A 26,496-nucleotide genomic window follows, 5' to 3' on the forward strand; every position below is an offset into this window, starting at 1 on the left:
CAAGGCTCATCGAGCCAGCTGACGACGCAACCACGGACCCGAACGGACTCCATGCAGAGACGTTAGTCTCTTCCCGCCCACAAGACCAGCGCGCCGTCCCGATCCGGTCCGGCCCACGGGAGATCTTCAGGATGTGGGGGCATCCGTCCGCGGTTCGGCTCCCGCCCGGGCCCCGCCCGGCAGCCGTTTGCGGGTCGCGGCGATCGTCGCTGCCCCGAGCACTCCGAGCCCGCAGGCGCGCAAGGCCCGCTGAGCCTCCGCTGCGGTGGCGCCCGTCGTCAGGACGTCGTCGCACACGACGACCCAGGCCCGACCCGTCGTGGCGGCCAGCCGTTCCAGCCCACGGCCGCGCACCCACATCGATCCGGCCAGGTTCGCCGCGCGCCCAGCTGCGTCCAGCTCCGACTGGTCGAGGACCCGTCCGACGTGCAGCAGAGAAGCCGCCTCCGCACGGTGGCCGATCCGGCGCAGCTCGCGCGCCGCAACCCGTGTGACCAGGAGCGTCGGGTCATGTCCGCGAGCTCGCACGCGTGCCCGTTGCGACGGGACCGGGACCAGCACCAGCGGCGAGCCCGTGACGACGCCTGCGGTGCCGGCCAGTCCGGCCACGGCTCTCGCCAGCAGCTCGCCGAGGGGGCGCCTCAGGGAGAACTGTTGTCGTTCCTTGTGGCCCAGGATCAACGTGCGCAGCAGCCCGTCGTACTCCCCCGCGGCCCAGGGCCGAACGAGCTCGGGCGGACACGGTGTGGGGGCCGACGCACGCTCAGCGCCCATCAGCCCTTCCCGGCACCGCCGGCACAGCAGGGTCCCCGGCTGCCCACAACCGGGGCAGGCCGAGCCGGTGACCAGATCCATCAGGGCGGGGAGCACCCCCACAGCCGACCGCTTCCAGCGGCCCCGGGCAAGCCCCTGGTCCACGCCTGTGGATCACCCCACGTAGGTGAGTGACAGGAGCCCGTCCTTGGGTGGCAGTACGTCGCTGTCAGGAGTCAGGTCGTAGACCTTGCCGGAAGCGGCCACCGCCCACGCACCTGACGCCGGGTCCGGCGAACCGACCAGTCGCACCACCTTGTCCCGGACCAGCTCGATCGGCACGTCCGCCGACAGCACGACGTCGGACCCGTCCACCGAGACGGTGGTCAGCTGGGTGAGGTCGTTGGTGATGACCCGCGACATCACCACTTCGGTCGGCGAGTGCCAGGCCAGCGCACGAATCCGCACCAGCTCGTCCGGGAAACGACGCGTCACCGTGGCCGGGGTGCCGCGCACCTTGTTCCCGGCCAGCGCGATCCGGCTCTGCACGACCACGTCGCCCTGCTTGCGTCGGAGCACGGCGATCAGACGCGTGCCGTCACGGGAGACCAGGAAGTGGGTCACCCGCTTCCCGGACACCCCGGGCACCGGGACGACGTGGCGTTGGCCCCTGCGCACGTAGGAGACGACGGCACCACCTGAGGTGCGGTCCACCAGCCACAACCGGTTCGAGACGTCCCAGGCGGGCTCCAGGAAGTCGCTGCCACCGGCGAGGGTCGACACCGTTGCCGCCTCGCCCTCGGACGTCGGGGCCGACAGCACCGAGCGGCCGTCCGAGGTGACCCCGGCGATCTGGGTCGCCTGCAGGTTCACCGCGATCGTGCGGAGGCCGTACTCGGCGGTCCCGAACGGTCCGGTGTCGTGGTTCTCCCGACCACTGATCGAGGACACCACCCGCCCCTCGCGCAGGCCGAAGAGCCCCTGCCAGGAGTTCGCCCCGATGGGGTTGTACTCCTCGCCGATGTCGACGTCGAAGGCCGACGACGAGCCTGACGTGGTGACCGGGGTCTCGTTGATGGTGAGGCGGACCCGGCTCACGGACGGGTCCTGGCGCAGCGTCCAGGCGATCTGCACGGTCATCAGCTCCACGCTCTCGGGGTCGAGCGTCGTGATGTCCCCGCGCAGCGAGACCTCCGCGACGCCGTCCGCCGAGACCGGCGCGGAGAGGTCCAGGTTCATGTCGTCGGGGATGTAGGACCTCAGCACCCCGTCCAGGCGCGCCCCGGGGCCGCGGAGCAGTCCCCGCATCAGGACGGCTGACAGCTGGCCGCTGCGCGGCACGAAGACGGGTTCGGGAACCACCACGCGTGCCGTCGGATCCACGAAGTAGAGCGAAGCCTGGCGGTAGCGTCCCTCGAAGAACTCGTCGGAGACGATCATCGCGTCGGGCGGGTCGGCGATGCGCCACTCCCCGTCCTCCACGGTCATCCCGAAGGACAGCACTCGCTGCTTGTCCGACACCGGGCCCTGCCAGGCACCCCGGGCGTCCAGGTGATTGGCGTCCAGGAGGGTCACCGAGACCTCGTTGGTCCCCGACGGGGTCTGAATGTCGTCGTAGGTGATCATCTGGCGCTCGGGATGCCACGACTCGCGCGCGTCCTCGGAGAGGAACTGCTTGGCCACCGCCGTGGTGGTCGGGTTGGCCATCATCGCGTCGAGGAAGTGGCTCACGATCTCCGTGGCCCGCTCACCGGGCTGCGGGGGCCGCGGGTCGTAGGGGTAGCCGGGGTCCTGGGAGGACGCACCCGTGTCGTCGCCCACCTGGACGTCGCCGCTGTCGGGCATGCTCACGCACGCCGAGCACAGCATCAGCGCGACCACGGCCAGCACGAGTCCACGGGTCCGGACGGTCATGTCGCCATCTCCTCGGCATCGTCGGGAACCAGCGGCAACGGACTGTGCCGCAGCACCTGGCTCACCCGGCGCGGCAGGGTCAGCCGGAACTGGGCGCCCTCCCCCGGCTGGCCCCAGGCCTGCAACCATCCTCCGTGCAGGTGGGTGTCCTCCAAGGAGATCGACAGGCCCAGGCCGGTGCCTCCGCTGGTGCGGGCCCGAGCCGGGTCGGCACGCCAGAACCTGTTGAACACCAGGGCCGCCTCACCCGGGGCGAGGCCGACCCCGTGGTCGCGCACGGCGATCGCCGCGGCGTGCTCGTCGGCGTTCACCAGGATCACGATCCCCGTCGAGTCCGCGTGGTCGATCGCATTGCTCACCAGGTTGCGGACGATCCGCTCCACGCGCCTGGAGTCCGCCTCCGCCAGGCAGGGATCGGAGAGCGCGGTGACGGTGACCGTGGTGTGGCGCTGCTCCGCGAGTGCCCTGGTCATGTCCACCACACGGTGGGCGACGTCGACGAGGTTCACGTCGTCGAGCTCCAGTGCGGCCGCTCCGGCGTCGAAGCGGCTGATCTCGAGCAGGTCGCTGAGCAGGCCCTCGAAGCGGTCGAGCTCGGTCTGCAGCAGCTCTGCCGCACGAGCCGTGACCGGGTCGAAGTCGGCCCGCGCGTCGTACAGCACGTCGCCGGCCATCCGCACCGTCGTCAGGGGTGTGCGCAGCTCGTGGGAGACGTCGGAGGTGAAGCGTCGCTGGACCCGGGACAGCTCCTCCAGCTGCCGGATCTGGCGCTGCAGGCTGGAGGCCATCTGGTTGAACGAGGTCGCCAGGCGGGCGATGTCGTCCTCACCGCGCACCCGCAGCCGCTCCTCGAGCTCACCGGCAGCGAGTCGCTCCGCCACCCGGCGAGCCATCCGCACGGGGGTCACCACCTGGCGGGTCACCAGCCAGGTGAGCCCGGCGACGAGCACCAGCAGCAGGGCACCCGCGGTGATCAGCGCACGCGTGACCAGGTCGAGGGTCTCCTGTTCCTGCTGCATCGGGAAGACGTAGTAGATTGTGTAGAACTCGCCGTCGGCGGGCAGGCGGATCCGCGAGCCGACCACGATCCCCGGCCCGTCGGCGCGACCGCTCTCCGGCAGGTAGCGGACCCGGGAGAACGCCCAGGCGGTCGCGTCGCTCTCGTCGAGGTGCTCCACCAGCTCGTCGGGCACGCTGTCGAGGTCGAGGCCGGTGGAGTAGCGCGGGCCGCTGACCGCCAGGTCGGTCGGTTCCTCGCCGATGGGACCGTTCAGCACCACGGAGAACCCCCGCGAGGCCCCTCGCGAGATGATCGGGTCGACCAGCTGCTGGAGCTGCAGGCTCGCCTCGTCGTCGGTGCCGGGCACGGTTGCCAGGCGGGCGCGTGCATCGGCGGTCTCGTTGGCCGCCTCCGCGACGACGCGCTCGACCCGCGCGTCGACCAGTCCGTCCTTGGTCTGCTGCAGCAGGAACCAGCCGACGACACTGAACACGATGGCGGAGAGCAGCACCGTGCTCACCACGACCCGGGCCTGGATCGACCGACGCCAGAACGTCAGGGTCCAGCGGATGGCGTCAGTCAACGGCCGCGAGCGCATGTGGGTTGCCTAGGCCATCTCTCTCGAGGATCGGCCGTCGCTGGGGAGTCATGGCCTAGGAGCTTCCGGCCTTGTATCCCACCCCACGGACCGTGACCACGATCTCGGGGTTCTCCGGGTCCTGCTCGACCTTGGAGCGAAGGCGCTGGACGTGCACGTTGACCAGACGGGTGTCGGCGGCGTGACGGTAGCCCCACACCTGTTCCAGCAGGACCTCGCGGGTGAACACCTGCCACGGCTTGCGGGCGAGGCAGACCAGGAGGTCGAACTCCAACGGGGTCAGGTTGACCGACTCGCTGCCCCGCGTCACCGAGTGACCGGCGACGTCGATGCTCAGGTCGCCGATGGTGAGGCTCTCCTGCGGCGAGCTGTCGGTACGGCGTACGCGCGCGCGGATGCGGGCCACGAGCTCCTTGGGCTTGAACGGCTTGACGATGTAGTCGTCGGCCCCGGACTCGAGGCCGACGACCACGTCGACAGTGTCGCCCTTGGCAGTGAGCATGACGATCGGGATGCCGGACTCGGCCCGGATCTCCTTGCACACGTCGATGCCGTCCTTGCCGGGCAGCATCAGGTCGAGCAGCAGCACGTCGGGACGGAAGTCACGGAACTCGGCCAGGGCCAGGTCACCCCGCGGGCACACCCTGGCCTCGAAGCCCTCCTGCCGGAGCACGATCGTGAGCATCTCGGCAAGGGACGCGTCGTCGTCGACGACGAGGACGCGCCCCTTGGTTCCGAAGTCGTTCGCTGCGCTCATGGGGTGGTCCCGCTCAGTAGCGGTACTGCTCCGACTTGTAGGGACCCTCGACCGGGACGCCGAGGTAGTCGGCCTGCTCCTGGGTGAGCTCGGTGAGCTCGACACCGAGAGCGTCGAGGTGCAGTCGGGCGACCTCCTCGTCGAGGTGCTTGGGCAGGACGTAGACGCCCACCGGGTACTCCTCGGTCTTGGTGAAGAGCTCGATCTGGGCCAGCACCTGGTTGGTGAAGGAGTTCGACATGACGAACGACGGGTGGCCGGTCGCGTTGCCGAGGTTGAGCAGGCGACCCTCCGACAGCACGATGACCTTCTTGCCGTCGGGGAAGATCCACTGGTGGACCTGGGGCTTGATCTCGTCCTTCACGATGCCCTCGATGCGCGACAACCCGGCCATGTTGATCTCGTTGTCGAAGTGGCCGATGTTGCCGACGATCGCCTGGTGCTTCATCTTCTCGAAGTGCTCGACCCGGATGATGTCGAAGTTCCCCGTCGTGGTGATGAAGATGTCAGCCGTCTCGACGACCGACTCGAGGCGCTTGACCTCGTAGCCGTCCATCGCCGCCTGCAGTGCGCAGATCGGGTCGATCTCGGTGACGATGACGCGAGCACCCTGGCCGCGCAGCGACTCCGCGGAGCCCTTGCCGACGTCGCCGTAGCCACAGACGACGGCGACCTTTCCGCCGATCATCACGTCGGTGCCTCGGTTGATGCCGTCGATCAGCGAGTGGCGGCAGCCGTACTTGTTGTCGAACTTCGACTTGGTGACCGAGTCGTTGACGTTGATCGCCGGGAAGAGCAGCGAGCCCTCCTTGAAGCGGTCGTAGAGGCGCAGCACACCGGTGGTGGTCTCCTCGGAGACGCCCTTGATGTCGTTGGCGATGGTGGTCCAGCGCTGCGGGTCGTTCTCCAGCGAGCGGGCCAGGACGCGCAGCACCTCCTTGAACTCCTCGTTGTCGGTGGAGTCCTGGCTCGGAACGGCGCCGGCCTTCTCGAACTCCACACCCTTGTGCACGAGGAGCGTGATGTCACCACCGTCGTCGAGGAGCATGTTGGGACCGACCGGGTTGCCGGCGTCGTCGGTGAAGGCGAAGACCTTCTCGGCCTCGTCCCAGTACTCGGCGAGGGTCTCGCCCTTCCAGGCGAAGACCGGGGTGCCCTGCGGGTTCTCGGGGGTCCCCCCGCTGCTCGGCGGGCCGACGACGACCGCGGCGGCGGCGTGGTCCTGGGTGGAGAAGATGTTGCAGGTGGCCCAGCGCACGTCGGCGCCGAGGGCGACCAGGGTCTCGATCAGGACCGCGGTCTGCACGGTCATGTGCAGGGAACCGGCGATCCGGGCACCCTTCAGCGGCTGCGCGTCGCCGTACGTCGTGCGAAGGGAGACCAGGCCGGGCATCTCGTGCTCGGCGAGGGTGAGCTCCTTGCGGCCGAACTCGGCCAGGCTCAGGTCAGCAACGTTGTAATCCATCGAATGGTCCTCAACATGTTCGACTGCGTGCCGCGGTGCATCTGCAACTCTTCGGGATCTCCCGCGCGGACTCGGCCAAGACTACAAGCGTGTGCCGCCGGCCACAGAATCATCGGACGAATGCTGCTGCCGGATCAGTGGGCCTTCTCGGCACCGTGCCCGAACGGCAGGAAGTGCATGATCGCCACGACCACGGCACCCACCAGCAGGCCCATGATCGCCGAGGCGACGGTGTTGACCAGCCAACCCAGGGCTGCCCCCACGCCGCTGACGGCGTGGTGCACCTGTTCCTCGAGGTGGTGCACGAACTCGTAGGGAGGGTGCCAGCCCAGGTCGTCGAGCCCGACCAGCAGGATGTGGCCACCCACCCACAGCATGGCTGCGGTGCCGACGACCGAGATGACCGCGAGCAGCTTGGGCATCGCCTTGACCAGCGCATGGCCGAACCTCTGGGCCAGTCCCGAGCGGAACATGGTCATCCGGAGACCGACATCGTCCATCTTCACGATCATCGCGACGACGCCGTAGACCAGGACCGTGATGCCGACCGCGACCACGACCAGGATCGCGGCGCGGGCGAGGAACGGTTGGTCGGCGACCTCGTTGAGCGAGATCACCATGATCTCGGCGGAGAGGATCAGGTCGGTGCGGATCGCGCCGGAGATCATCTCCTTCTCCCTCTCGGGGGTGATCTCGAGCGTGGCCTCGTCGGCCTCGACCTGGTGACCGCTGAGCTTCTCCCAGATCTTCTCGGCCCCTTCGTAGCAGAGGAAGGCGCCGCCGCACATGAGGATCGGGGTCAGCAACCACGGGAGGAACTGGCTGAGCAACAGGGCCAGGGGCAGGATGATGATCAGCTTGTTGCGGATCGATCCGATGGCGATCTTCTTGATGATCGGCAGCTCGCGCTTGGCGGCCACGCCCGCGACGTACTGCGGGGTCACGGCGGTGTCGTCGACCACGACTCCGGCAGCCTTCACGCTGGCACGACCGGCAGCCGCCCCGACGTCGTCGATCGAGGCTGCCGCGACCCTGGCCAGCGCCGCGACGTCGTCGAGGAGCGCGAACAGTCCCGCGCTCATCGGACCGGGACCTCCGGGTTTGCGGCACTCAGCGGTGTCATCACGCTGCGCAGTGTAGTTGCTGGTCCCCCCTCGGAGTCGACCGAGGACACGCCAGAGAGCGCGTGCGCGGCTAGGTGGTGGTGAGGGCGAGCTGGAGGTAGGCGGCGGTGTAGGACCCCAGGAGGAGCAGGGAGGCATAACGAGCGACCTCGCTGCCCGACTCGGCGGCCATCGTCTCGACGCGTACGCCGCGACTCTCCGCCGCTGCCAGCAGGCGGCCGCGTTGTTCCCGGCCCACCTGGTCGTCGGAGCCGTCCTCGAGGACGAGAAGGACGGTGCGCAGCTCGCCACCGTCATCTGCGAACGGGTCGTCGAAGACGTTCCTGGCCCGGGTCGCCTCGAGCACGGGAAGCAGGTGCTCGGCGTCGCCGGCCAACGCGCTGCGCCCCGATGCTCGACGCATGGACTCAGCGACCCGACGCGCTGCCCGGGCGGCAAGGACCGAGCCTCCCCAGACCAAGGGGTTGGCGTCCGCGAGGCCGATCGCCAGCATCTTGGCGGGGTTGATCGCGATGTCGCGGTGCGGTGAGCAGGAGATCGCCATGTCATCGAGTGCGGTGGCGACCTCGTCGGCGTCGGACTCCGGCCCGAGGCCGAGCCGGTGCAGGTAGTCGAGCATCACCACGGCAGTCGCCAGCTGGTCCCCCGAGACGATCGGCAGGATCGTGCTCCAGCGACCGGCCGCATGCTCGGCCACCATCGAGTCGGACTGGCACGCCACCACCACCTGGCATCCACGTCGGACCGCCTCGGCGACGGCGGAGGCCGCCGCCGGGTCGGAGCGCTCGGGCGACAGGATCACGACGAGGTCGAGGGAGCCCGCCCACCCCGGCAGCGCTGGACCGGGCCAGGCCACGAACGGCACCGGGCACCACGGCTCGAGCACCGCGCGCAGCAGCCGCGAGTCGGGGCCGGCAGCGATGACCGCGCGGGGCCGGGAGCCCTCGCTACGACGCAGCGCCTCGTCGATCGCCTCGCGAGCGTCGCCCGCGGCTCGACGCACGCGCGCACCGGACTCCGCCAAGGAGCGCAGCAGCAGGTCGGACCCGGCGAGAGCGGATTCGTCGTCGAGGCGTGACTCGTCGAACCACATGGCGATCAGGCCGGCTTGCGGGCCTCGTCGACCAGCAGCACCGGGATGTCGTCGCGCACCGGGTAGGCGAGGCCGCAGGCCGAGCAGACCAGCTCCTCGGCCTGGGCCGAGAGCTCCCCGTGGCAGTCGGGGCACACGATGATCTTGAGCAGCTGGGGGTCGATGTTCACTGGTCTCTCCTGATCACACTGAGTACGTCGTCGCGCACGCGCGCCATGGTTTGCTCGTCCTTGCCTTCAGCATTCAGCCGGAGCAGCGGCTCGGTGTTGGAGGCTCGCACATTGAACCACCAGTCGTCGTGGGCCACGGTGAGGCCGTCGAGGTGGTCGAGCGCGACCCCGGTTGCGCCGGCGTGGGCGGTCTCGAGCTCCTCCAGCACCGCAGCCTGGTCGGTCACGGTCGAGTTGATCTCGCCGGACGAGGAGAAGCGCACGTACTCGGCGAGCAGGTCCGAGAGCGGCCCCTCTCCCTCGGCCAGCGCGGCCAAGGCGTGCAACGCGGCCAGCATGCCCGAGTCGGCGCGCCAGAAGTCGCGGAAGTAGAAGTGCCCGCTGTGCTCGCCGCCGAAGATCGCGTCCGTCTCGGCCATCGTGGCCTTGATGAACGAGTGCCCGACGCGGGTGCGCACCGCGGTCCCGCCGAGCTCGCCCACGATCTCGGGGACCGAGCGGGAGGTGATCAGGTTGTGGATGATCGTGGAGCCGGGCTCGCGCGCCAGCTCACGGGCGGCGATCAGGCCGGTGAGGGTGGACGGTGAGACCAGCTCGCCGCGCTCGTCGACGAGGAAGCAGCGATCGGCGTCTCCGTCGAAGGCAAGCCCGATGTCGGCCTTCTCGGCCAGCACCCGCTCCTGCAGGTCGACGAGGTTGGCCGGCTCGATCGGGTTGGCCTCGTGGTTGGGGAAGGTGCCGTCGAGCTCGAAGTACATCGGCACCAGGTCGACCTGGTCCCCGAGGCGGTCGAAGACTGCCGGCGCCGTGTGGCCGGCCATTCCGTTGCCGGCGTCGACGACGACCGTGAGCCGCCGACCGCGGACCGGCGCCAGGGACAGCAGGTGGTCGGCGTAGCCGGCGAGGACGTCACGCTCGGTGATCGAGCCCCGGCGATCGCCGGTCACCTCGTCGGCGACCGCGTCACGGATCTCGAGCAACCCGGTCTCGGCGCCGATCGGGCGCGCGCCCGGACGGCACATCTTGATGCCGTTGTAGGCGGCCGGGTTGTGGCTGGCGGTGAACATCACGCCCGCCAGGTCGAGGTGCCCGGAGGCGAAGTAGAGCTGGTCGGTCGAGGCCAGGCCGATCATGACGACGTCGGCCCCGGCCTGAGCGGCGCCTTCGGCGAAGGCCCGGGCCAGACCCGGCGACGACGGTCGCATGTCGTGGCCGATGGCAACGGTCGGCGCACCGGTCACGGCGACGAACGCACCACCGACACGGCGAGCGAGCACCTCGTCGATCTGGTCACCAACGGTGCCGCGGACGTCGTACGCCTTGAAGATCGCGTGCAGGTTGTCAGGATCGAGCGTGGAGGACGACGCAGGAACTGGGGGCATGGCGCCGAGCCTATCGCCGTCCGGGGGTCAGTCGTTGCTGAGCACCCGCAGGTGCCCACGGCGGGCAGTCTCACGACCGGTCTCAGTCTGCAGGCCGGCGGTCTGGGCGACCGCGGGGACGGGTCGGGCCGCCTCGCGAACGGCATCTGCGAGGGCCAGCAGGTCGTCACTGGAGGGCTCGAGGGTGGACGGGTCGGGGGCCAGGCGCATGACCTCCCACCCACGGGGCGCGCTGAGGCGCTCGCTGTGGGCCTCGCAGAGGTCGTAGGCGTGGGGCTCGGCGTAGGTCGCCAGCGGGCCCAGCACCGCGGTCTGGTCGGCATAGACGTAGGTCAGCGTGTTGACCGCGGGGCGGCCACAGGCAGTACGCGAACACCGACGGGCTGAAGTCACGCGGCAGACGCTACCGCCCGGATGCCCCTGCGCGGTTTAGGCTCGCGGCGTGACTGAGCAACGTGCGTCCGGGCCCACCGGCTCCGAGCGGGTCCCTGCCGGAGCTGAGACGACCGGAGCGGAGACGGCCGGAGCGGAGACGGCCGGAGCGAAGACGTTCGGGCGAAGCAGGGACCGTCGTGGTCGTGGCCCGCGCGGGCCCGAGATCCTGCCCCGGACACGGCCCGGGGACCGCTTCGTGCGACCTCGTCCGACCCGCCGCGAGCGTTTCGACTCCTTGGTGCTCGGTGTGGTCTCGGCGATCGACGATCGCTGGCAGCACCGGCTCGGGCTGGTGGAGTTCGCCGTCGAGGACACGCCCCTGGTCCCCGACGACTGGGACGTCGACTCGGTCCCGCTCTCCTCGTTGGTGCGTGGCACCGGCACGCAACCCACCCGGCTCGTGGTCTTCCGCCGACCGATCGAGCACCGCTGCGAGGGTCGGGAGGAGCTCGAGGCGTTGGTGCTCACGGTCGTGGTCGAGCAGGTGGCCGAGCTCCTCGGAGTCCCCGCTGACGAGGTGGACCCGAGATACCGCGAGGACGACTCCTAGGCGGGCACCATCATGGCCAGGTCGGAGTCGCCCTCGCGGGGCACAGGGTGAGTGTCAGCCGACCTTGGAGTCGAGCTCGACGTCGACCTTCTTCGTGTCGCCGTCGCGATCGACCGTGAGGGTCACCGTGTCGCCCGGCAGGTGGGAACGGATCGCCACGATCAGGGTGGCGTTGTCGGTGACCGGTCGATCGTCGAGGGCAGTGATGAGGTCGCCCTTCTTGAGACCACTGTCCGCGGCCGGACTGTCACCGACCACTTCCTGGATGCGGGCTCCGCCGCCGTCCTGGTCACTCTGGACCGTGGCCCCGATCACGGGGTAGCGGGCCTCGCCGTCACGCAGGATCTGGTCAGCGGTGACCCGCACCTGCTCGATCGGGATCGCGAAGCCGACGCCGATGTTCCCGGACTCGCCACCGAGGCTCGAGCCGCCGGTGGTGGCGATGGCCGAGTTCACCCCGACGACCTGGCCCGACAGGTTGACCAGGGGTCCACCCGAGTTGCCCGGGTTGATCGCCGCGTCGGTCTGGACGGCGTTGATGAAGGACTGGGAGTCCTCCCCGCCACCGGTCGTGACCGGTCGGTTCAGGGCACTCACGATGCCGGAGGTCACGGTGCTGCTGAGGCCGAGGGGCGAGCCGATGGCGACCACCTGCTCGCCGACCTCGAGGTCCTTGGACGAGCCGAGCGAGGCCGGTTGGACGGACGTGATGCCCTCGACGTCCAGCACGGCGAGGTCGTAGACCGGGCTCCGACCCACCACGGTGGCGGGGTAGCGCTTGCCCTGGTGGTCGACGACCGTGATCTTGCCTCCGTCGGCGGCTTCCGCGACGACGTGGTTGTTGGTCACGACGTGGCCCTGCTTGTCGAGGAAGAACCCGGACCCGGTGGCGCCGCCCTCCTCGCCGTTGAACTCGGCGAGGATCTGCACGGTGCTGGGCAGCAGGACCTCGGCGACGTCGGCGATGCTCCCCGAGGCGGCGTCCTTGGAGCCGGTCCCCTCGGAGTTGGACGGCAGCGGAGCATCGGTGACCACGTCGCTGTCGGAGAGCCCTTGGCCGGAGCTCTCGGAGTCAGGGTGGTCATCGGCCCATTTGTTGACCGCATAGCCACCCAGGCCGCCACCGACGAGTCCGATGACCAGCGACATGGCCGCGATCGCCGGCCAGACCCCGGAGGACAGCTTGGCGCGCGAGGTGGGCTGCCGGGCCGGCTCTCCGGGGATGCCGGCGCCGACCCCGTAGGGCGGGCGGCCGCCACCTTGCGACTGGAGGGACGGGGCGTGCTGCTGACCCTGGTGACCTGGCTGGTGCGGGCCGGGCTGGCGCGGGTCTGGCCCCTGCTGCCCGGGCTGGTGCGGGTCTGGCCCCTGCTGCCCGGGCTGGTGCGGGCCGGGCCCCTGCTGGCCGGGCTGGCGCGGGTCTGACCCCTGCTGCCCGGGCTGGTGCGGGCCGGGGGCCGGATGGTGCTGCGACGCAGGAGCGGCGTACGACGGGGGCGTCTGGCCGGGAACCTGGCTGCTCGGTGCCTGTGACGGCGGACCCGAGGACTGAGGAGCGGGGTACGGCGACCCTTGGGGCCCCGGGGCCGGCGACTGCTGGCCCTCGTGCTCGCGCCCACTGCCCACGGAGTCATCCGGTCGCAGCGGCAGTGTGTGCTCGGTGTCGCTCGAGCTGTCAGGACGGTTGTTCTGCTCGTCGTTCACTTGTTGATTGTCACCCATCTTGGTGCGGGGCCGTCGACCACGGAGGTCTGCGCCGAGTTGGAGGTGGCGCCCACGGGCTCGGTGGTGGCGACCGGAACTGCCGGACGGAGGGAGTCGGAGACACCGGTCAACGACGTGGTCGGGCCACGACGATCGACGGGCGGAGCCTCAGCCGGGATGGTCAGGGCAAAGACGCCGAGCATGGCGGCGCCCATCGATCCGGCACCGAGCACGGCCACGGCGACCGTGCGGCGGCGTACGCCTGCCTGCGGGGGCTCGGCGACCGGATCATCGGTGTCGTACCGGGTGGAGTGGCACAGCACGCTGTGCAGGTAGTTGGGTGCCGCAGGCTGGGCACAGTCCCCGCCCAGCCCAGCGAGCCGGGTCTTGATCCAGCCCTCGCGCTCCACGTGCTGGCGGCAGGAGGCACACCCGTGCACGTGGTTCCAGAGCCGTTCGGACTCTGCCGCAGGCAGCTGCCCGTCGATCAGGGCGCTCACCTTGGCGCCGACGTGGCCGATCATCCGACGACCCCCTCCGGCGAGTACGGCGCGATGACCGGTCCGGAGTAGCGAGCCCGCCCAGCACTCGGAGCGCGGTGGGCCAACGCGTCACGCAACATCGCACGGCCCCGGTGGATCCGTGAACGGACGGTGCCGAGCTTCGCGTCGAGGATCGTGGCGATCTCCTCGTAGGAGAGGCCCTCGATGTCACAGAGGACCACGGCCGCCCGGAAGTCCGGCGGGAGCTGGGCCAGGGCCCGCTCCACGTCGTCCTCGAAGCGCTGGTCGGCGTACTCCTCGTGGGGGACGCCGCCGTCGCTGCGCAGCCGAGCTGCCCGCTCGTCCGAGAGGGCGTCGAAGCGAATCCGCTGCTTGCGGCGCGCCCCGTCGAGGAAGAGGTTCGTCGTGACGCGGTGCAGCCAGCCCTCGAACGTGCCCGGTTGGTAGGTCGAGAGGGAACGGAAGACACGGACGAAGACGTCCTGCGTGAGGTCCTCTGCATCGGCCGGGTTCCCGGTCAGGCGGTAGGCAAGGCGGTAGACGCGCTCGGAGTGCTGGGCGACGATCTCGTCCCAGCTGGGGATCACATCGTTCTCCGGCATGGAGACTTCCTTCGCTCGTCCGTGGTGCAACCTGACCTCGCCAACGCTAGGGAACCCGACTGAGAAGAACCTGAGCACTGGCAACGGAGTTGCTGGGAGGTTGCCGGAGCCCCTGTCTCCCCCGACAACGTTTCCCGGCACCCCTGTGTTCCCGATAGGGTCGGAGCACGGTGCGTTGTCACGACCCCAGGAGGCTGCCATCACCACGCCCATCAAGCCCACGAGTTGGACCTATGCGGAGGAGTTCGTCGCCGAGGACGAGATCCTCGCCGCCGCACGTGCCCGGGCCGAGGAGGTCGGCGTGGTGCCGATCGGCTCCGGTGTCGGCGCGTCCCTGCGCTTCCTGGCAGCCGTCCTCGACGCGCGCGCAGTCGTCGAGGTCGGAACCGGCACGGGCGTGTCGGGCCTCTGGTTGCTGCGCGGCATGCGCCCCGACGGCGTCCTGACCACGGTCGACGTCGAGACCGAGCACCAGCGGCTCGCGAAGCAGACCTTCACCGACGCCGGCGTCCCCGCCCAGCGGGCCCGCACCATCCCCGGCGCCGCTCTCGAGGTGCTGCCCCGGCTCACCGACGGCCACTACGACCTGGTCTTCTGTGACGGCGACAAGCGTGAGTACGCCGACTACCTCAAGGAGGCCATGCGCCTCCTCCGCCCCGGCGGCGTGGTCGCCTTCGACAACGCCCTGTGGCACGACCGGGTGGCCGACCCCGCCCAGCGCGACGAGGAGACGGTCTCGATCCGCGAGCTGGGTCGCACCATCCAGGAAGCCGAGGGGCTCGTGCCGGTCCTGCTGCCGGTTGGCGACGGGCTCCTGGCGGCCAAGAAGGAATGGATTCCCGAGTAGCCTGCACGCCTCGAGCGCTGAACTGCTGGTCAGTTCAGCGCTCGAGTCATGTGCGGCTCACTTCCGGGAGCTGAAGCCGGAGCCACCCTCGGCGATCGCCACGATCTCGCACGGCTCGATCAGGATCGGCGCGCTGCCCACGATCTGCGAGACCGGGGACTCGGCTGCGCCGGCCGTGAACGACTCCTCGAACGCGGCCCGGGCCGTGTCGGACTCGAAGACGTAGGAACCCTCGAACCACTCCCCCGCCCGCACCCGCCACGTCTTGAAGGCGAGGCCGTCCATGCCGGTGAACCGGGGGTGGGAGCTGTCGGCGACGTAGGTCTTAAGCTCGTCGAGGACGCCGGCCGGGGCGCCGAGGAGCGACCAGCGCACGGAGAGTCCGTTCATCGGCGCTCCTTGGTGATGCCGTCGAGCGGGTCTCGCCGCTCCAGCCAGGTGATCAGTGTGCGCGCACCGAAGCCGGTCGGGCCGACCGTCCACTCGTGGTGGTCGGTGGGCGCATCGCCGACCGAGGCCACGTCGAGGTGGGCCCAGGGCAGGCCCCCGGTGAAGTGCTGCAGGAAGAGTGCGGCAGTGATGGCGCCCGGGTTGCCGGCGCCGTTGTCACCGTCGGCGACCTTCGAGGAGAGCTTCTCCTCGTACTCCTCGGCCAGCGGCATCCGCCACAGGCGTTCACCCGAGGTGGTGCCGGACTCGTCGATCGCTGCCGCGAGCGCGTCGTCGTTGGCGAACAGGCCTCCGGTGCGCAGCCCCAGCGCGACCTTCATCGCGCCGGTCAGCGTCGCCACGTCGACCAACGCGTCGGGCTTGACCTTGGCCACGGCATAGGCCAGCGCGTCGGCCATCACCAGACGACCCTCGGCATCGGTGTTGGTCACCTCGGTGGTGCGCCCACCGAAGTGGCGGATCACGTCACCCGGACGATAGGCCGAGCCACCGATGGCGTTCTCGGCCGTGGGCACCAGGGCGGTCACCTTGATCGGGCAGTCGACGGCAGCCAACGCTCCCATCGTCGCGATCACCACCGCCCCGCCGGTCATGTCGCGCTTCATGTTGACCATCGCCTCGCCCGGCTTGATCGAGAGACCGCCGGTGTCGAACGTGATGCCCTTGCCGACCAGCGCGACGTGCCCGGCGGCGCGCTTGATGCCTCGCCGCGGGGTGTAGTCGATGCGGATCATCCGCGGCGGCGTGTCCGAGGCTGCGCCGACGGCAAGGATGCCGCCGAAGCCCTCGGCCTCGAGCTTCGTCTCGTCCCAGACGGTCAGCTTCAGGCCGGTCGCGTCGGCGACCTCTCGCGCCTGCTCGACCAACCACGCCGGGTTCTTGGCGTTCGACGGCACGCTGGCCAGGTAGCGCGCCCGCCATCCGGCCGCAGCGACGGCAACCGCCTTGTCGAGCACCGGCTGCTGCTCCTCGCCACCGGCCAGCACCACCCGGCGTACGGGGTGGGCCTTGGCGCCGCCCTTGCGCCAGTGGAACTCGAAGGAGCCGAGGGTCAGTCCCACGACGAAGGCACGCAGGCCCTCGTCGTCGGCCAGTGCGGTGATGGTCGTGGTCACCTCATCGCGGTCCTTGACCGCGCGGGCCAGGCCGGCACCAGCGGCCCTCAGGTCGGCGGTCGAACCCGACCCCAAGCCGACCAGGACGACTGCGCCCGCATTGTCCCCGCCGACCAACGGATGGGTGACCACCTCGCCGGGCTTGCCCGTGGCACCGTGGTGGTCGAGCACGGCGAACAGGTCGAGGTCGTGCTCAGCAAGGAACTCGGCCGAGCCGGGCCCCAGGGTGAGACTGCTGTCGTCGTCGCCGGCTCCCTCGAGGACCGGGAGAGCGACGACGACCGATCCACCGGGATCGAGAGGAGCCTCGACCAGCGAGAACGTGGGGGGTTGCACCTGAGGTGGAACCTCGACGTCAGCTCGCCGTGCGGCCGGAGATCCGGCCCTGTCAGTCCGTTGTCGGCCGCCCCGGCCCCTCGCGTCGCTCACAGCTCAGCCAACAACACCTTTGAGTGCATCGCCGAGTGCCGTGGCTTCCTCAGCATTCAGCTCGACAACGAGTCGGCCACCGCCTTCGAGCGGGACGCGCATCACGATGCCGCGTCCTTCCTTGGTGACCTCCAGCGGACCGTCGCCCGTCCGCGGCTTCATCGCCGCCATCCGCGCACCTCTTCCTAGTTCATGCCGCGCCCCGTGGCGCTGTTCACACTGCCCAGTATTCCTCATCGCACCGCCAGTCCCGAAACGCCGGTCGCAACATGCTGGCAGACTCCTCCCCATGCACGCCCGATCCGCGCTCTTCGACATCTACGGAGATCACCTGCGAACGCGCGGAGACCGGGCCCCGGTGGCCGCACTGGTGCGGCTCCTCGAGCCCGTCGGCATCGCGGCTCCGGCAGTCCGCACCGCGATCTCGCGGATGGTGGCGCAGAACTGGTTGGCACCCGTCGGACTGGACCGCGGCCGGGGCTACCGGGCGACCGCCCAGGCCATCCGACGACTCGACGAGGCCGCCGCGCGGATCTATCGCACCCGTGACCGCACGTGGGACGGCCGCTGGCACCTGGTGGTGCTCGACCCCGTCCGTTCCCGCACAGCGCGGACCAGGCTGCGCTCCGCGCTGCAGTGGGTCGGCCACGCGGAGCTGTCCGACGGCGTGTGGATCAGCCCCTGGGCGCAACCGGAGCTCGACGACCTGCTGGCCCGCGAGGAGGTGAGCGCCAGCCGGGCCGAGGTGGTCTCCTTCGACCCTCCGGACCGACCGGCCTCGAGGTGGGACCTCAGCACGCTGGGCGAGGAGTACGCCGGGTGGCTGCGCCACGCTCGCTCGGCGCCGTGGCGCGACAGCGCGGCAGACCCGGACTGCGCCGACTTCGCGCACCGCTTCCACCTCGTCCACGAGTGGCGCAACTTCCTGTTCCGCGACCCGGGGCTGCCCGAGGAGCTCCTCCCCGCCGACTGGCCCGGACGCGCAGCCGCGTCGTTCTTCAAGGCCGAGGCCGACCGGCTGAAGCCCGGCGCAGACCGGTTCGTCGACCGGTCCCTGGCCGCCACCTGACCACCTGTCCACAGCCGGACCACCCGTCTCGGCACGCCACCTGCGAAGGGAACCACCCATGACCGACCAGCCCGTCCTCCTCGACGTCACCGACGGCGTCGCCACCATCACCCTGAACCGACCCGATGCGATGAACAGCCTGAACATCGCCACCAAGGAAGCGTTGCTGGAGACGGTGCGCACGGTGGCCGAGGATGACGACGTGCGATGCGTGGTGCTGACCGGGACCGGCCGGGCCTTCTGCGTCGGCCAGGACCTGAAGGAGCACATCCAGCTCCTCGAGACGGGTGACTCGGACGCCCTGTTCACCACGGTGGACAAGCACTACAACCCGACCGTCACCTTGCTGGCCACCATGAACAAGCCGGTCATCGCCGCGGTCCAGGGGATTGCCGCCGGGGCCGGCGCGAGTCTCGCCTTCGCGTGTGACTTCCGGATCCTGTCCGACACCGCCGGCTTCAACCTCGCCTTCACCGGCGTGGCCCTGTCCTGCGACACCGGCGCGTCGTGGACCCTCCCGCGACTGGTCGGACAGGCGAAGGCCCTCGAGCTGCTCTACTTCCCCAGCACGTTGTCCGCCGACGAGTCGAAGGAGCTCGGGCTGGCCACCAAGGTGGTCCCCGGTGATGACTTCGCGGGCGAGGTCGGCGCGCTGGCCGCACGACTGGCTGCCGGACCGACCCAGTCGTTCGGCTCGATCCGCCGATCAGTGGCGAACTCGGCCGGCGCCTCCTTCGAGGACGCCGTCGCCTTCGAGAGCGCCATGATGCAGCACACTGGAGCCACCTCCGACCACGCGGCGGCCGTCGCGGCGTTCGTCGCCAAGCAGAAGCCTGTCTTCCACGGGCGCTGAAGGTGGGGTGGCCCCTCCCTGCTGGGAGACGGCCCGGGTCAGACCGCTGAGGTCAGATAGGCCCAGGTGAACACACAGACGCCGACCAGCATGCCGACGTGGCCCAGCACCGACAGACCGGGACCGTCGCTCCACGAGTCGTGGATCGCGTCCGACGAGTGCTTCCCACGGGAGGGCATCCAGCGCACGAGGATCATCAGCCCGGCCACCACGGTGATCCAGAAGAACGCCAGGGCGACGATGCCCACGAACGCGTTGCCGACCCCGTCCCCGGCACCGGTCACGAGGAAGACGACCCACAGCAGGACCGCGAGCGCGCCGGCCACCGTGTGCACGTTGAGCAGGTTCGACGAGGTCTGGAACCGTCCGGCACCTGCCTCGTCACCGCCGAGACGCTTGCGGGTGAGCACCACGACGAGCGCCGCGAGTGCGGTCAGGATGTAGACGATCCACGAAAGGGGCACGCTCCGAGTCTGCCCTACTCCGCAGGTGCGTTGCCATCATTCGCCCAGTCCTCGGCACGTCGCGCGGCAACGCCTCAGGGACGCTCCGGTGCGTCCGGGGGCCGGGCGCTCGTCGCCTCGTGCGTCTCGGGCGTCTCGGCAGGAGTGCGGGCGTCCTCGAGCTGACGGGCCAGCCGCGACAGCAACGCGTCCACCTCGCTCATCCGGTAGCCACGCACGGCGGTCGAGAAGCGGACGTCCCGCACGTCCTGGCCGACGAGGTCCCGGTCCCGAGCGAGGTCCAGGTCGGGGCGGTCGGGGTGAACGACGGCCATCCCGGAGCCGTGACCGGAGGCGACCAGGGCCACCCCGCCGAGCGCCAGGACGGCCAGGATCGCGAAGAACCACATCATGGGGCACTCACTCCGGCTGCTTGGCGACGGGAGCCGTCGTCCCCTCGCCCTTCCGTGCCGCGACCATGAGCTCCACCGCGTGGTCGATGTCATCGGTGAGGGTGATCAGGTCGAGATCCGCCTCCGAGATCTTGCCCTCGGCCAGCACGGTCCTCCGCAACCAGTCGATCAGTCCTGACCAGTAGTCCACGCCGAGCAGCACGACGGGGAAGGAGGTCACCTTCTGGGTCTGCACCAGGGTCACTGCCTCGAACAGCTCGTCGAGGGTGCCCACGCCGCCGGGGAGGACGACGAAGCCCTGGGAGTACTTGACGAACATGGTCTTGCGGGCGAAGAAGTACCGGAAGTTCACGCCCTTGTCGACCCACTGGTTGAGGCCCGTCTCGAAGGGCAGCTCGATGCCGAGGCCGACGCTGGCACCGCCGGCCTCGGACGCTCCCTTGTTGGCCGCCTCCATGGCCCCGGGGCCGCCCCCGGTGATCACTGCGAAGCCAGCGTCGACCAGCTTGCGGCCGAGCTCCTCGGCCTGCGCATAGAACGGGTCGTCGGGCTTGGTCCTCGCCGAGCCGAAGACGCCGATCGCCGGACCGAGCTCGGCCAGCGCGCCGAACCCCTCCACGAACTCGGACTGGATCCGAAGCACGCGCCACGGATCCGTGTGCACCCAGTCACTGGGGCCGCGCGAGTCGAGGAGCCGCTGGTCCGTCGTCCCGCTGTCGACCTGCGAGCGGCGCATCACGACAGGTCCGCGGTGCTTGTCGCGTCCGTGGTTCTCGGTCAACGGTCCTCCCCCAGCCAGGCGCGGAGCTGTTCTTCACAGCGAAGGATGTCGGCGAAGGGCACGTGCTCCTCCTGCTTGTGGGCCAGCAGCGGGTCACCGGGCCCGAAGTTGACGGCCGGGACGCCGAGGCTGCTGAACCGAGCCACGTCGGTCCAGCCGAACTTCGGGTTCGCCTCACCGCCCACGGCTTCGAGGAAGGCAGCGGCCGCCGGGACCGACAGACCCGGCAACGCCGCGTCGCCGAAGTCGGTGACGGTGAACTCGAAGCCCTCGAAGAACTCGCGCAGGAACGCCTCCGCCTCGTCGCCACTGCGGTCAGGCGCGAATCGGTGGTTGACCCGTACCACGCACTCGTCGGGCAGCACGTTGCCGGCGACACCGCCCTCGATGAAGACCGCGTTGAGTCCCTCGTGGTACTCCAACCCGTCGATGACCGGCTTGCGGGGCTCGTAGGCCGCCAGCCGGGCCAGGATCGGGGCGGCAGCGTGGATGGCGTTGGACCCCATCCAGCTGCGAGCGCTGTGCGCGCGCTCCCCCTTCGTGCGGATGTCGATCCGCATGGTGCCCTGGCAGCCGGCCTCCACGACCGCGTTGGACGGCTCCATGAGAATCGCGAAGTCGGCCTGCATCAGCTCAGGATTGCTCTGCGAGAGCTGGAAGAGCCCGTTGAACTCGGCGTCGATCTCCTCTGCCTCGTAGAAGATGAAGGTGACGTCGCGGTTCGGCTCGGGCAACGTCGCGGCCAGCTTGAGGGCGACCGCCACCCCACCCTTCATGTCGCAGGACCCGAGCCCGTGCAACAACGTGTCGTCGCGACGGGCAGGCAGGTTGTCGTTGAGCGGCACGGTGTCGATGTGGCCGGCGATCACCACCCGGTCATCACGGCCGAGCTCGGTGCGAGCCACGATCGTGTGGCCGTGCCGGGTGACGGTGAGGTGCTCGAGCCGGCGAAGCTCGGTCTCGATCAGGTCGGCGATGGCCTGCTCGTTGCGGCTCACCGACTCCACGTTGACCAGTTGCTCGGTGAGGGTGACCGCGTCCGCGGTGAGGTCCAGTTCGGGCATGGCGCCATCGTAGAGCCGCCCCACCAACCCGCGTGCAACGCGCCCGTGCCCCGTGGAGCGACGCAGGGTCAGCGTCGCTCCACGGGTGCTGTGACCGGCGAGTTCGCCCACCGCACCGCACACGTCGTACGGCGCCACGCGGCGCAGCGGTCGCCCGGAACCGGTGACGAGTCCCTGCCCGACGACCGCTACACCCAGACGTTCGCCTGGATCGCCGCCAACGCGGACGGGCTCGCCCTGACCTGATCCCCCTCGGTCGAGCGGCCGCGCGGACGGTCAGTCGGTGGCGACGGCCACGCCGACGCGGGCCTTCTGTCCCTCGCCCACGACCACGTCGGCGCCACCGGACTCACCGTCGCCGGCGTCACCCGCACCACCCTCGTCGTGGAGCACCGTGGTGGCGAGCGTCTCCCCCGCGATCAGCGACTCGTGGGTACGCGCCGCGGACAACACCAGGGGGTCACCACCGATGGTCAGCGTGATCCGGTCGGAGACGTCGAGGCCGGCGTCACGGCGCGCCTGCTGCACAGCGCGCACCAGGTCACGGGCCAGTCCCTCGGCAGCCAGCTCCGCGGTGACCACGGTGTCCAGCACGACGAACCCGCCGCGCGGGAGCATGCCGGTCGCGGAGTCGTCGCCCGACGCCGCCACCGTCTCGAGGGTGAACTCACCCTCGACCAGTGCCAGGCCTCCGGAGGTCACGGTCCCGTCGTCGGCCACGGACCAGTCGCCGGTCTTCGAGCCCTTGATCGCGTGCTGCACGTCCTTGCCGAGACGAGGTCCGGCCGCCCGCGCGTTCACGGTCAGCTTCTGCGAGACGCCGTACGACGCGGCCTCGGGGTCGGCGAGATCGAGCAGGCGGACCTGCTTGACGTTGACCTCGTCGGAGACGATCGACTCGAAGCCGGACAGGTCGGCCGCGGAGTCCACGACGACGGTGAGGCAGGACAACGGCAGACGGTTGCGCAGGGACGCGCCCTTGCGCAGCGCGGACGTCGCCGAGCAGACGTCGCGCACGACGTCCATCGAGGCCACCAGCTCGTCGTCGGCCGGCAGGTCCTCGGCCGAGGGCCAGTCCGTGAGGTGCACGGAGCGGCCACCGGTCAGCCCCCGCCACATCTCCTCCAGCGTCAGCGGGAGGAGTGGGGCGGTCACCCGGCACAGCACCTCGAGCACCGTGTGGAGGGTGTCGAAGGCGTCCGTGTCGAGGTCGTCACCGGTCGACCAGAAACGCTCACGCGAACGGCGGATGTACCAGTTGGTGAGCACGTCGAGGAACGTGCGCGTCGACTCGCAGGCGCCCGCGATGTCGTAGGCGTCCATCTGCTGGGTCATCGTCTCGACGTGCTGGCGCAGCTTGGCCAGCAGGTAGCGGTCGAGCGGGTTCTCCATGGTGCGGCCGAGGCACGACTGGGCGTCGTAGCCGGCACCGTCGTTGGCGGCGTTGGCGTAGAGCGAGAAGAAGTACCAGCTGTTCCACAACGGGATCAGCACCTGGCGCACGGTGTCGCGGATGCCCTGGTCGGTGACGACCAGATTTCCCCCGCGAAGGATCGGCGAGGCCATCAGGAACCAACGCATCGCGTCGGCGCCGACGCTGTCGAAGACCTCGCTGACGTCAGGGTAGTTGCGCAGCGACTTGCTCATCTTGTTGCCGTCCGAGCCGAGCACAATGCCGTGGCAGATCACCGAGCTGAAGGCCGGCTTCTCGAAGAGCGCGCTGGCCAGGACGTGCAGCGTGTAGAACCAGCCGCGGGTCTGGCCGATGTACTCGACGATGAAGTCGGCCGGGAAGTGACCCTCGGAGTCGTCGGTGCCGGCGAACCACTCGGCGTTCTCGAAGGGGTAGTGCACCTGGGCGTAGGACATCGACCCGGAGTCGAACCACACGTCGAGCACGTCCTCGACCCGTCGCATCGTCGACTTCCCGGTGGGGTCGTCGGGGTTGGGCCGGGTGAGGTCGTCCACGAAGGGACGGTGCAGGTCGGGCTCGCCGGCAGCGTTGCGCGGCAGCCGCCCGAAGTCCCGCTCGATCTCCTCGAACGATCCGTAGACGTCGATGCGCGGGTGGGCCTCGTCGTCGCTCTTCCACACCGGCACCGGGGAGCCCCAGAACCGGTTGCGGGTGATCGACCAGTCACGGGCGTTGGCCAGCCACTTGCCGAACTGGCCCTGCTGGATGTGGTCGGGCACCCAGCGAATCTGCTCGTTGAGCTCGAGCATCTTGTCCTTGAAGGCGGTCACCTCGACGAACCACGACGAGACACCCTTGTAGATCAGGGGCTCGCGACAGCGCCAGCAGTGCGGGTAGGAGTGCTCGTAGGACTCACGCCGCAGCAGGATCGTGCCCGGCGTGACGGCGCCGGTGTCCTCGGAGGTCTGACCACGGGTGGCGGCCTTGAGGTGGTCCATGATCTGCAGGTTGGCGTCGAAGACCAGCATTCCGGCGTACTCGTCGACGGGGTGGGTGAAGCGTCCGTCCTTGCCGACCGGCATGACCGCCTCGATGCCCTCGCGGTCGGTGACCTCCTTGTCGACCTCACCGAACGCGCCGGCCGAGTGCACGAGGCCGGTTCCGTCGGTGGTCGTGACCGCGTCGTCGGCAGCGACGATGCGGAAGGCGTTCGCGTGGCCCGCGAAGTAGGAGAAGGCCGGCGCGTAGGTGCGCCCCACCAGGTCGGCGCCGGTGTAGCGGCCGACCACCTTGAACTCGCCGTCCGCGTCACCGAGCTCACGGGCGTACGCCGGCAGCCGGGCCTCGGCGAGCAGGTAGCGGGCCCTCGACTCGGTGCCGGGAACGCCGGCCTCGACCACGACGTAGTCGATGTCGGAGCCGACCATCACCGCGAGGTTGGAGGGCAGCGTCCACGGAGTCGTGGTCCAGATCAGCACGTGGGCACCGTCGAGGACCGGGTCGTCGCCGGTCGGCTCCATCACGAAGCCGACCGTGACCGCAGGGTCCTGGCGGTTCTTGTAGACGTCGTCATCCATGCGCAGCTCGTGGTTGGACAGCGGCGTCTCGTCGTTCCAGCAGTACGGCAGGACCCGGAAGCCCTCGTAGACGTAGCCCTTCTCGTGGAGCGACTTGAACGCCCAGATGACGCTCTCCATGTATTCGGGGTTGAGCGTCTTGTAGTCGTTCTCGAAGTCCACCCAGCGCGCCTGCCGGGTGACGTACTGCTCCCAGTCCCCGGTGTACTTCAGCACCGAGGAACGAGCCGCGTCGTTGAACTTCTCGATGCCCATCTCGTGGATCTCGTCCGTGGTCTTCAGGCCGAGCTGGCGCATCGCCTCCAGCTCGGCGGGAAGGCCATGGGTGTCCCACCCGAAGCGGCGTTCGACCCGCTTGCCGCGCATCGTCTGGTAGCGCGGCACCACGTCCTTGACGTAGCCGGTGAGCAGGTGGCCGTAGTGCGGCAGCCCGTTGGCGAAGGGCGGACCGTCGTAGAAGACGAACTCGTTCTCGCCGTTCTCCCCCGCGTCCCGCTGCTCGACGCTCGCGATGAAGGTCTCGTCCTTCTTCCAGTAGTCGAGGACGCGCTCCTCGAGCTCCGGGAACTTCGGGCTCGAGGGGACTGCGGCGTTGTCGTCCTGGGACGAGGCCTTGGGGTAGCTCATCGGGGTCTCCTGCGTACGTCGTACAACTCGGGGCTGCTGCCACGAGGACGACTCCCCAGATCTTGGGGCGACCGCGGTACCACCTCGCTTGCCATGGTTTCGGTGGTCGAGATTGTCGAGACCATGACCGCTTCGTTCACGGCTGTGACGGGCCTGACCGTCCGGTTCTAGTGAGGCCACCCGACTGCCTAGGTGACCCGTTCTTCCGGAAGCTCGCCGCTGATGACGGCTCGAACGCTGTTGCACCGAGGATAGCCCCGCCCCGGCAGTGGCGACCAATCCTTTGCGGCTGGCGCTGCTGAGGAAGCTCATCTCGCATCACGCAGCCGGCGTCGGGATGCCAGTCCTCCCGGCGCCGTTCACGTTTCGACGGTCGGCTCAGTCGTCTGGGCGGCCGACCGTAGAGTTGGCCCCGTGACTGACACGACTTCCGCCCCCGCCTGGGGCCACGGCCTGGCCACTCTCACCGCCGACGACACCGTCCTCGACGTCTGGTTCCCCGAGCCCGCGCTCGGCGAGGCGCCGGCCGACACCGCTCCCCCCGCCGCGTTGACCGCCCTCGAGGGCAGCGACGACGTCCGCGGCGTACGCCGTGAGGTCCGGCTGGTCACCATCGCCGACCTCTCCGCCGCGCCGGCCACGACGGAGGACGTCTGGCTGCGCCTGCACCTGATCTCCAGCCGCCTGGTGCAGCCGCACGGCCTCTCCCTCGACGGGCAGTTCGGCCTGCTCACCAACGTGGTGTGGACCAGCGCCGGCCCCTGCGCCGTGGAGGGCTTCGAGCTCACTCGTGCCCGGCTGCGCGCCGCCGGCCAGCACGTCACGGTGTTCGGCGTCGACAAGTTCCCGCGCATGGTCGACTACGTCGTGCCCAGCGGCGTACGCATCGGTGACGCCGACCGGGTCCGGCTCGGTGCCCACCTCGCCGCCGGCACCACCGTCATGCACGAGGGCTTCGTGAACTTCAACGCCGGCACCCTCGGCGCCTCGATGGTCGAGGGTCGGATCTCCGGCGGCGTCGTGGTCGGGGACGGCTCCGACATCGGTGGTGGCGCCTCGATCATGGGCACCCTCTCGGGTGGCGGCAAGCAGGTCATCTCCGTCGGCGAGCGCTGCCTGCTGGGAGCCAACTCCGGTCTGGGCATCTCGCTCGGCGACGACTGCGTCGTGGAGGCCGGCTGCTACGTCACTGCCGGCACCAAGGTCACCCTCGAGGACGGGTCCGTGGTGAAGGCGTCGACCTTGTCGGGAGCCGACAACGTCCTGTTCCGCCGCAACTCGGTCAGCGGCGCCATCGAAGCCGTCGCGTGGAAGAGCCAGGGCATCGAGCTCAACGCGGCGCTGCACGCCAACGACTGACTGAG

General features: G+C 69.8%; 28 protein-coding genes. 7 read left to right on the plus strand and 21 right to left on the minus strand.

Annotation, left to right across the window (positions count from 1 at the left end; genetic code table 11):
- Window positions 1-126: 126 nt before the first annotated feature.
- The 10 genes from ncot_RS14470 to ncot_RS14515 form a co-directional block, all read right to left on the minus strand.
- The gene (locus ncot_RS14470) at window positions 127-774 is read right to left on the minus strand and encodes a ComF family protein (RefSeq protein WP_240937917.1); all 648 of its coding nucleotides are present in this window, start codon (window positions 772-774) and stop codon (window positions 127-129) included.
- Between the two features lie 153 nt (window positions 775-927).
- Window positions 928-2,667, minus strand: a complete 1,740-nt coding sequence (locus tag ncot_RS14475; RefSeq protein WP_168618240.1) for an LpqB family beta-propeller domain-containing protein — start codon at window positions 2,665-2,667, stop codon at window positions 928-930.
- Window positions 2,664-4,250 carry an MtrAB system histidine kinase MtrB gene (gene mtrB, locus ncot_RS14480; protein ID WP_240937918.1) on the minus strand — a complete coding sequence of 529 codons (1,587 nt, stop codon included), beginning with the start codon at window positions 4,248-4,250 and terminating at the stop codon, window positions 2,664-2,666. The genes ncot_RS14475 and mtrB overlap by 4 nt, the downstream gene beginning before the upstream one ends.
- 70 nt (window positions 4,251-4,320) lie before the next feature.
- Window positions 4,321-5,022, minus strand: a complete 702-nt coding sequence (gene mtrA, locus ncot_RS14485; protein ID WP_168618242.1) for an MtrAB system response regulator MtrA — start codon at window positions 5,020-5,022, stop codon at window positions 4,321-4,323.
- 13 nt (window positions 5,023-5,035) lie between these two features.
- On the minus strand, window positions 5,036-6,487 hold the full coding sequence (gene ahcY / locus ncot_RS14490) for an adenosylhomocysteinase (RefSeq protein ID WP_168618243.1): 1,452 nt from the start codon (window positions 6,485-6,487) through the stop codon (window positions 5,036-5,038).
- A 134-nt stretch (window positions 6,488-6,621) separates the two neighbouring features.
- A complete protein-coding gene (locus tag ncot_RS14495) occupies window positions 6,622-7,569 on the minus strand; it encodes a DUF808 domain-containing protein (protein WP_168618244.1) in 948 nt (315 codons plus the stop codon).
- Window positions 7,570-7,681: 112 nt separating this feature from the next.
- Window positions 7,682-8,704 (minus strand): SIS domain-containing protein, encoded by a 1,023-nt coding sequence (locus ncot_RS14500; RefSeq protein WP_168618245.1) that lies wholly within the window; start codon window positions 8,702-8,704, stop codon window positions 7,682-7,684.
- 5 nt (window positions 8,705-8,709) lie between these two features.
- Window positions 8,710-8,874, minus strand: coding sequence for a Trm112 family protein (locus tag ncot_RS14505; protein ID WP_168618246.1), 165 nt, complete (start codon window positions 8,872-8,874; stop codon window positions 8,710-8,712).
- On the minus strand, window positions 8,871-10,256 hold the full coding sequence (locus tag ncot_RS14510) for a phosphomannomutase/phosphoglucomutase (RefSeq protein ID WP_168618247.1): 1,386 nt from the start codon (window positions 10,254-10,256) through the stop codon (window positions 8,871-8,873). The genes ncot_RS14505 and ncot_RS14510 overlap by 4 nt, the downstream gene beginning before the upstream one ends.
- A gap of 27 nt (window positions 10,257-10,283) precedes the next feature.
- The gene (locus tag ncot_RS14515) at window positions 10,284-10,649 is read right to left on the minus strand and encodes a DUF3499 domain-containing protein (protein WP_168618248.1); all 366 of its coding nucleotides are present in this window, start codon (window positions 10,647-10,649) and stop codon (window positions 10,284-10,286) included.
- A gap of 49 nt (window positions 10,650-10,698) precedes the next feature.
- Here ncot_RS14515 and ncot_RS14520 point away from each other — a divergent pair, with 49 nt between their 5' ends.
- Window positions 10,699-11,241, plus strand: coding sequence for a metallopeptidase family protein (locus tag ncot_RS14520; RefSeq protein ID WP_168618249.1), 543 nt, complete (start codon window positions 10,699-10,701; stop codon window positions 11,239-11,241).
- A 54-nt stretch (window positions 11,242-11,295) separates the two neighbouring features.
- On the opposite strand, the gene ncot_RS14525 is transcribed toward ncot_RS14520, so the two are convergent.
- Window positions 11,296-12,390, minus strand: coding sequence for a trypsin-like peptidase domain-containing protein (locus ncot_RS14525; RefSeq protein ID WP_168618250.1), 1,095 nt, complete (start codon window positions 12,388-12,390; stop codon window positions 11,296-11,298).
- Between the two features lie 132 nt (window positions 12,391-12,522).
- Between ncot_RS14525 and ncot_RS14530 the strand changes: the two genes are divergently transcribed.
- Window positions 12,523-12,666 (plus strand): hypothetical protein, encoded by a 144-nt coding sequence (locus ncot_RS14530; RefSeq protein WP_206064986.1) that lies wholly within the window; start codon window positions 12,523-12,525, stop codon window positions 12,664-12,666.
- Window positions 12,667-12,941: 275 nt separating this feature from the next.
- On the opposite strand, the gene ncot_RS14535 is transcribed toward ncot_RS14530, so the two are convergent.
- Entirely contained in the window at window positions 12,942-13,469 is a 528-nt protein-coding gene (locus ncot_RS14535; protein ID WP_168618251.1) for a zf-HC2 domain-containing protein, read from the minus strand.
- On the minus strand, window positions 13,466-14,050 hold the full coding sequence (gene sigE, locus ncot_RS14540; RefSeq protein WP_168618252.1) for an RNA polymerase sigma factor SigE: 585 nt from the start codon (window positions 14,048-14,050) through the stop codon (window positions 13,466-13,468). The genes ncot_RS14535 and sigE overlap by 4 nt, the downstream gene beginning before the upstream one ends.
- A gap of 175 nt (window positions 14,051-14,225) precedes the next feature.
- Here sigE and ncot_RS14545 point away from each other — a divergent pair, with 175 nt between their 5' ends.
- Window positions 14,226-14,897: an O-methyltransferase gene (locus ncot_RS14545; protein WP_240937919.1), complete on the plus strand. Its 672-nt coding sequence runs from the start codon at window positions 14,226-14,228 to the stop codon at window positions 14,895-14,897.
- A gap of 57 nt (window positions 14,898-14,954) precedes the next feature.
- Here the strand turns inward: ncot_RS14545 and ncot_RS14550 are convergent, their stop codons facing one another.
- The 3 genes from ncot_RS14550 to ncot_RS14560 all read right to left on the minus strand — a co-directional run bounded on the left by ncot_RS14550 (window position 14,955) and on the right by ncot_RS14560 (window position 17,062).
- Window positions 14,955-15,287 (minus strand): hypothetical protein, encoded by a 333-nt coding sequence (locus ncot_RS14550; protein ID WP_168618253.1) that lies wholly within the window; start codon window positions 15,285-15,287, stop codon window positions 14,955-14,957.
- A complete protein-coding gene (locus tag ncot_RS14555) occupies window positions 15,284-16,798 on the minus strand; it encodes a leucyl aminopeptidase family protein (RefSeq protein WP_168618254.1) in 1,515 nt (504 codons plus the stop codon). Before ncot_RS14555 ends, ncot_RS14550 begins: the two co-directional genes overlap by 4 nt.
- A gap of 96 nt (window positions 16,799-16,894) precedes the next feature.
- Window positions 16,895-17,062: a DUF3117 domain-containing protein gene (locus ncot_RS14560; RefSeq protein ID WP_082748240.1), complete on the minus strand. Its 168-nt coding sequence runs from the start codon at window positions 17,060-17,062 to the stop codon at window positions 16,895-16,897.
- Window positions 17,063-17,180: 118 nt separating this feature from the next.
- On the opposite strand from ncot_RS14560, the gene ncot_RS14565 reads away from it, so the two are divergent.
- Complete coding sequence (locus ncot_RS14565) at window positions 17,181-17,960, plus strand: PaaX family transcriptional regulator C-terminal domain-containing protein (RefSeq protein ID WP_168618256.1); 780 nt, start codon at window positions 17,181-17,183, stop codon at window positions 17,958-17,960.
- 58 nt (window positions 17,961-18,018) lie between these two features.
- Window positions 18,019-18,813 carry an enoyl-CoA hydratase-related protein gene (locus tag ncot_RS14570; protein WP_168618257.1) on the plus strand — a complete coding sequence of 265 codons (795 nt, stop codon included), beginning with the start codon at window positions 18,019-18,021 and terminating at the stop codon, window positions 18,811-18,813.
- A gap of 38 nt (window positions 18,814-18,851) precedes the next feature.
- Here ncot_RS14570 and ncot_RS14575 read toward each other — a convergent pair whose 3' ends face one another.
- The 4 genes from ncot_RS14575 to dapE all read right to left on the minus strand — a co-directional run bounded on the left by ncot_RS14575 (window position 18,852) and on the right by dapE (window position 21,514).
- A complete protein-coding gene (locus ncot_RS14575) occupies window positions 18,852-19,277 on the minus strand; it encodes a hypothetical protein (protein ID WP_168618258.1) in 426 nt (141 codons plus the stop codon).
- A 74-nt stretch (window positions 19,278-19,351) separates the two neighbouring features.
- The gene (locus ncot_RS14580; protein ID WP_240937920.1) at window positions 19,352-19,669 is read right to left on the minus strand and encodes a DivIVA domain-containing protein; all 318 of its coding nucleotides are present in this window, start codon (window positions 19,667-19,669) and stop codon (window positions 19,352-19,354) included.
- A gap of 7 nt (window positions 19,670-19,676) precedes the next feature.
- Window positions 19,677-20,405, minus strand: coding sequence for a TIGR00730 family Rossman fold protein (locus ncot_RS14585; protein WP_168619373.1), 729 nt, complete (start codon window positions 20,403-20,405; stop codon window positions 19,677-19,679).
- Between the two features lie 41 nt (window positions 20,406-20,446).
- Window positions 20,447-21,514 carry a succinyl-diaminopimelate desuccinylase gene (gene dapE / locus ncot_RS14590; protein WP_168618259.1) on the minus strand — a complete coding sequence of 356 codons (1,068 nt, stop codon included), beginning with the start codon at window positions 21,512-21,514 and terminating at the stop codon, window positions 20,447-20,449.
- 90 nt (window positions 21,515-21,604) lie between these two features.
- On the opposite strand from dapE, the gene ncot_RS14595 reads away from it, so the two are divergent.
- A complete protein-coding gene (locus ncot_RS14595; RefSeq protein ID WP_168618260.1) occupies window positions 21,605-21,760 on the plus strand; it encodes a hypothetical protein in 156 nt (51 codons plus the stop codon).
- Between the two features lie 30 nt (window positions 21,761-21,790).
- Here the strand turns inward: ncot_RS14595 and ileS are convergent, their stop codons facing one another.
- The gene (gene ileS, locus ncot_RS14600; RefSeq protein ID WP_168618261.1) at window positions 21,791-25,132 is read right to left on the minus strand and encodes an isoleucine--tRNA ligase; all 3,342 of its coding nucleotides are present in this window, start codon (window positions 25,130-25,132) and stop codon (window positions 21,791-21,793) included.
- A gap of 414 nt (window positions 25,133-25,546) precedes the next feature.
- Here ileS and dapD point away from each other — a divergent pair, with 414 nt between their 5' ends.
- A complete protein-coding gene (dapD, locus tag ncot_RS14605; RefSeq protein ID WP_168618262.1) occupies window positions 25,547-26,491 on the plus strand; it encodes a 2,3,4,5-tetrahydropyridine-2,6-dicarboxylate N-succinyltransferase in 945 nt (314 codons plus the stop codon).
- The last annotated feature ends 5 nt before the right edge of the window (window positions 26,492-26,496 follow it).

The organism is Nocardioides sp. JQ2195 (assembly GCF_012272695.1).
In the GTDB taxonomy this organism is placed as follows: domain Bacteria; phylum Actinomycetota; class Actinomycetes; order Propionibacteriales; family Nocardioidaceae; genus Nocardioides.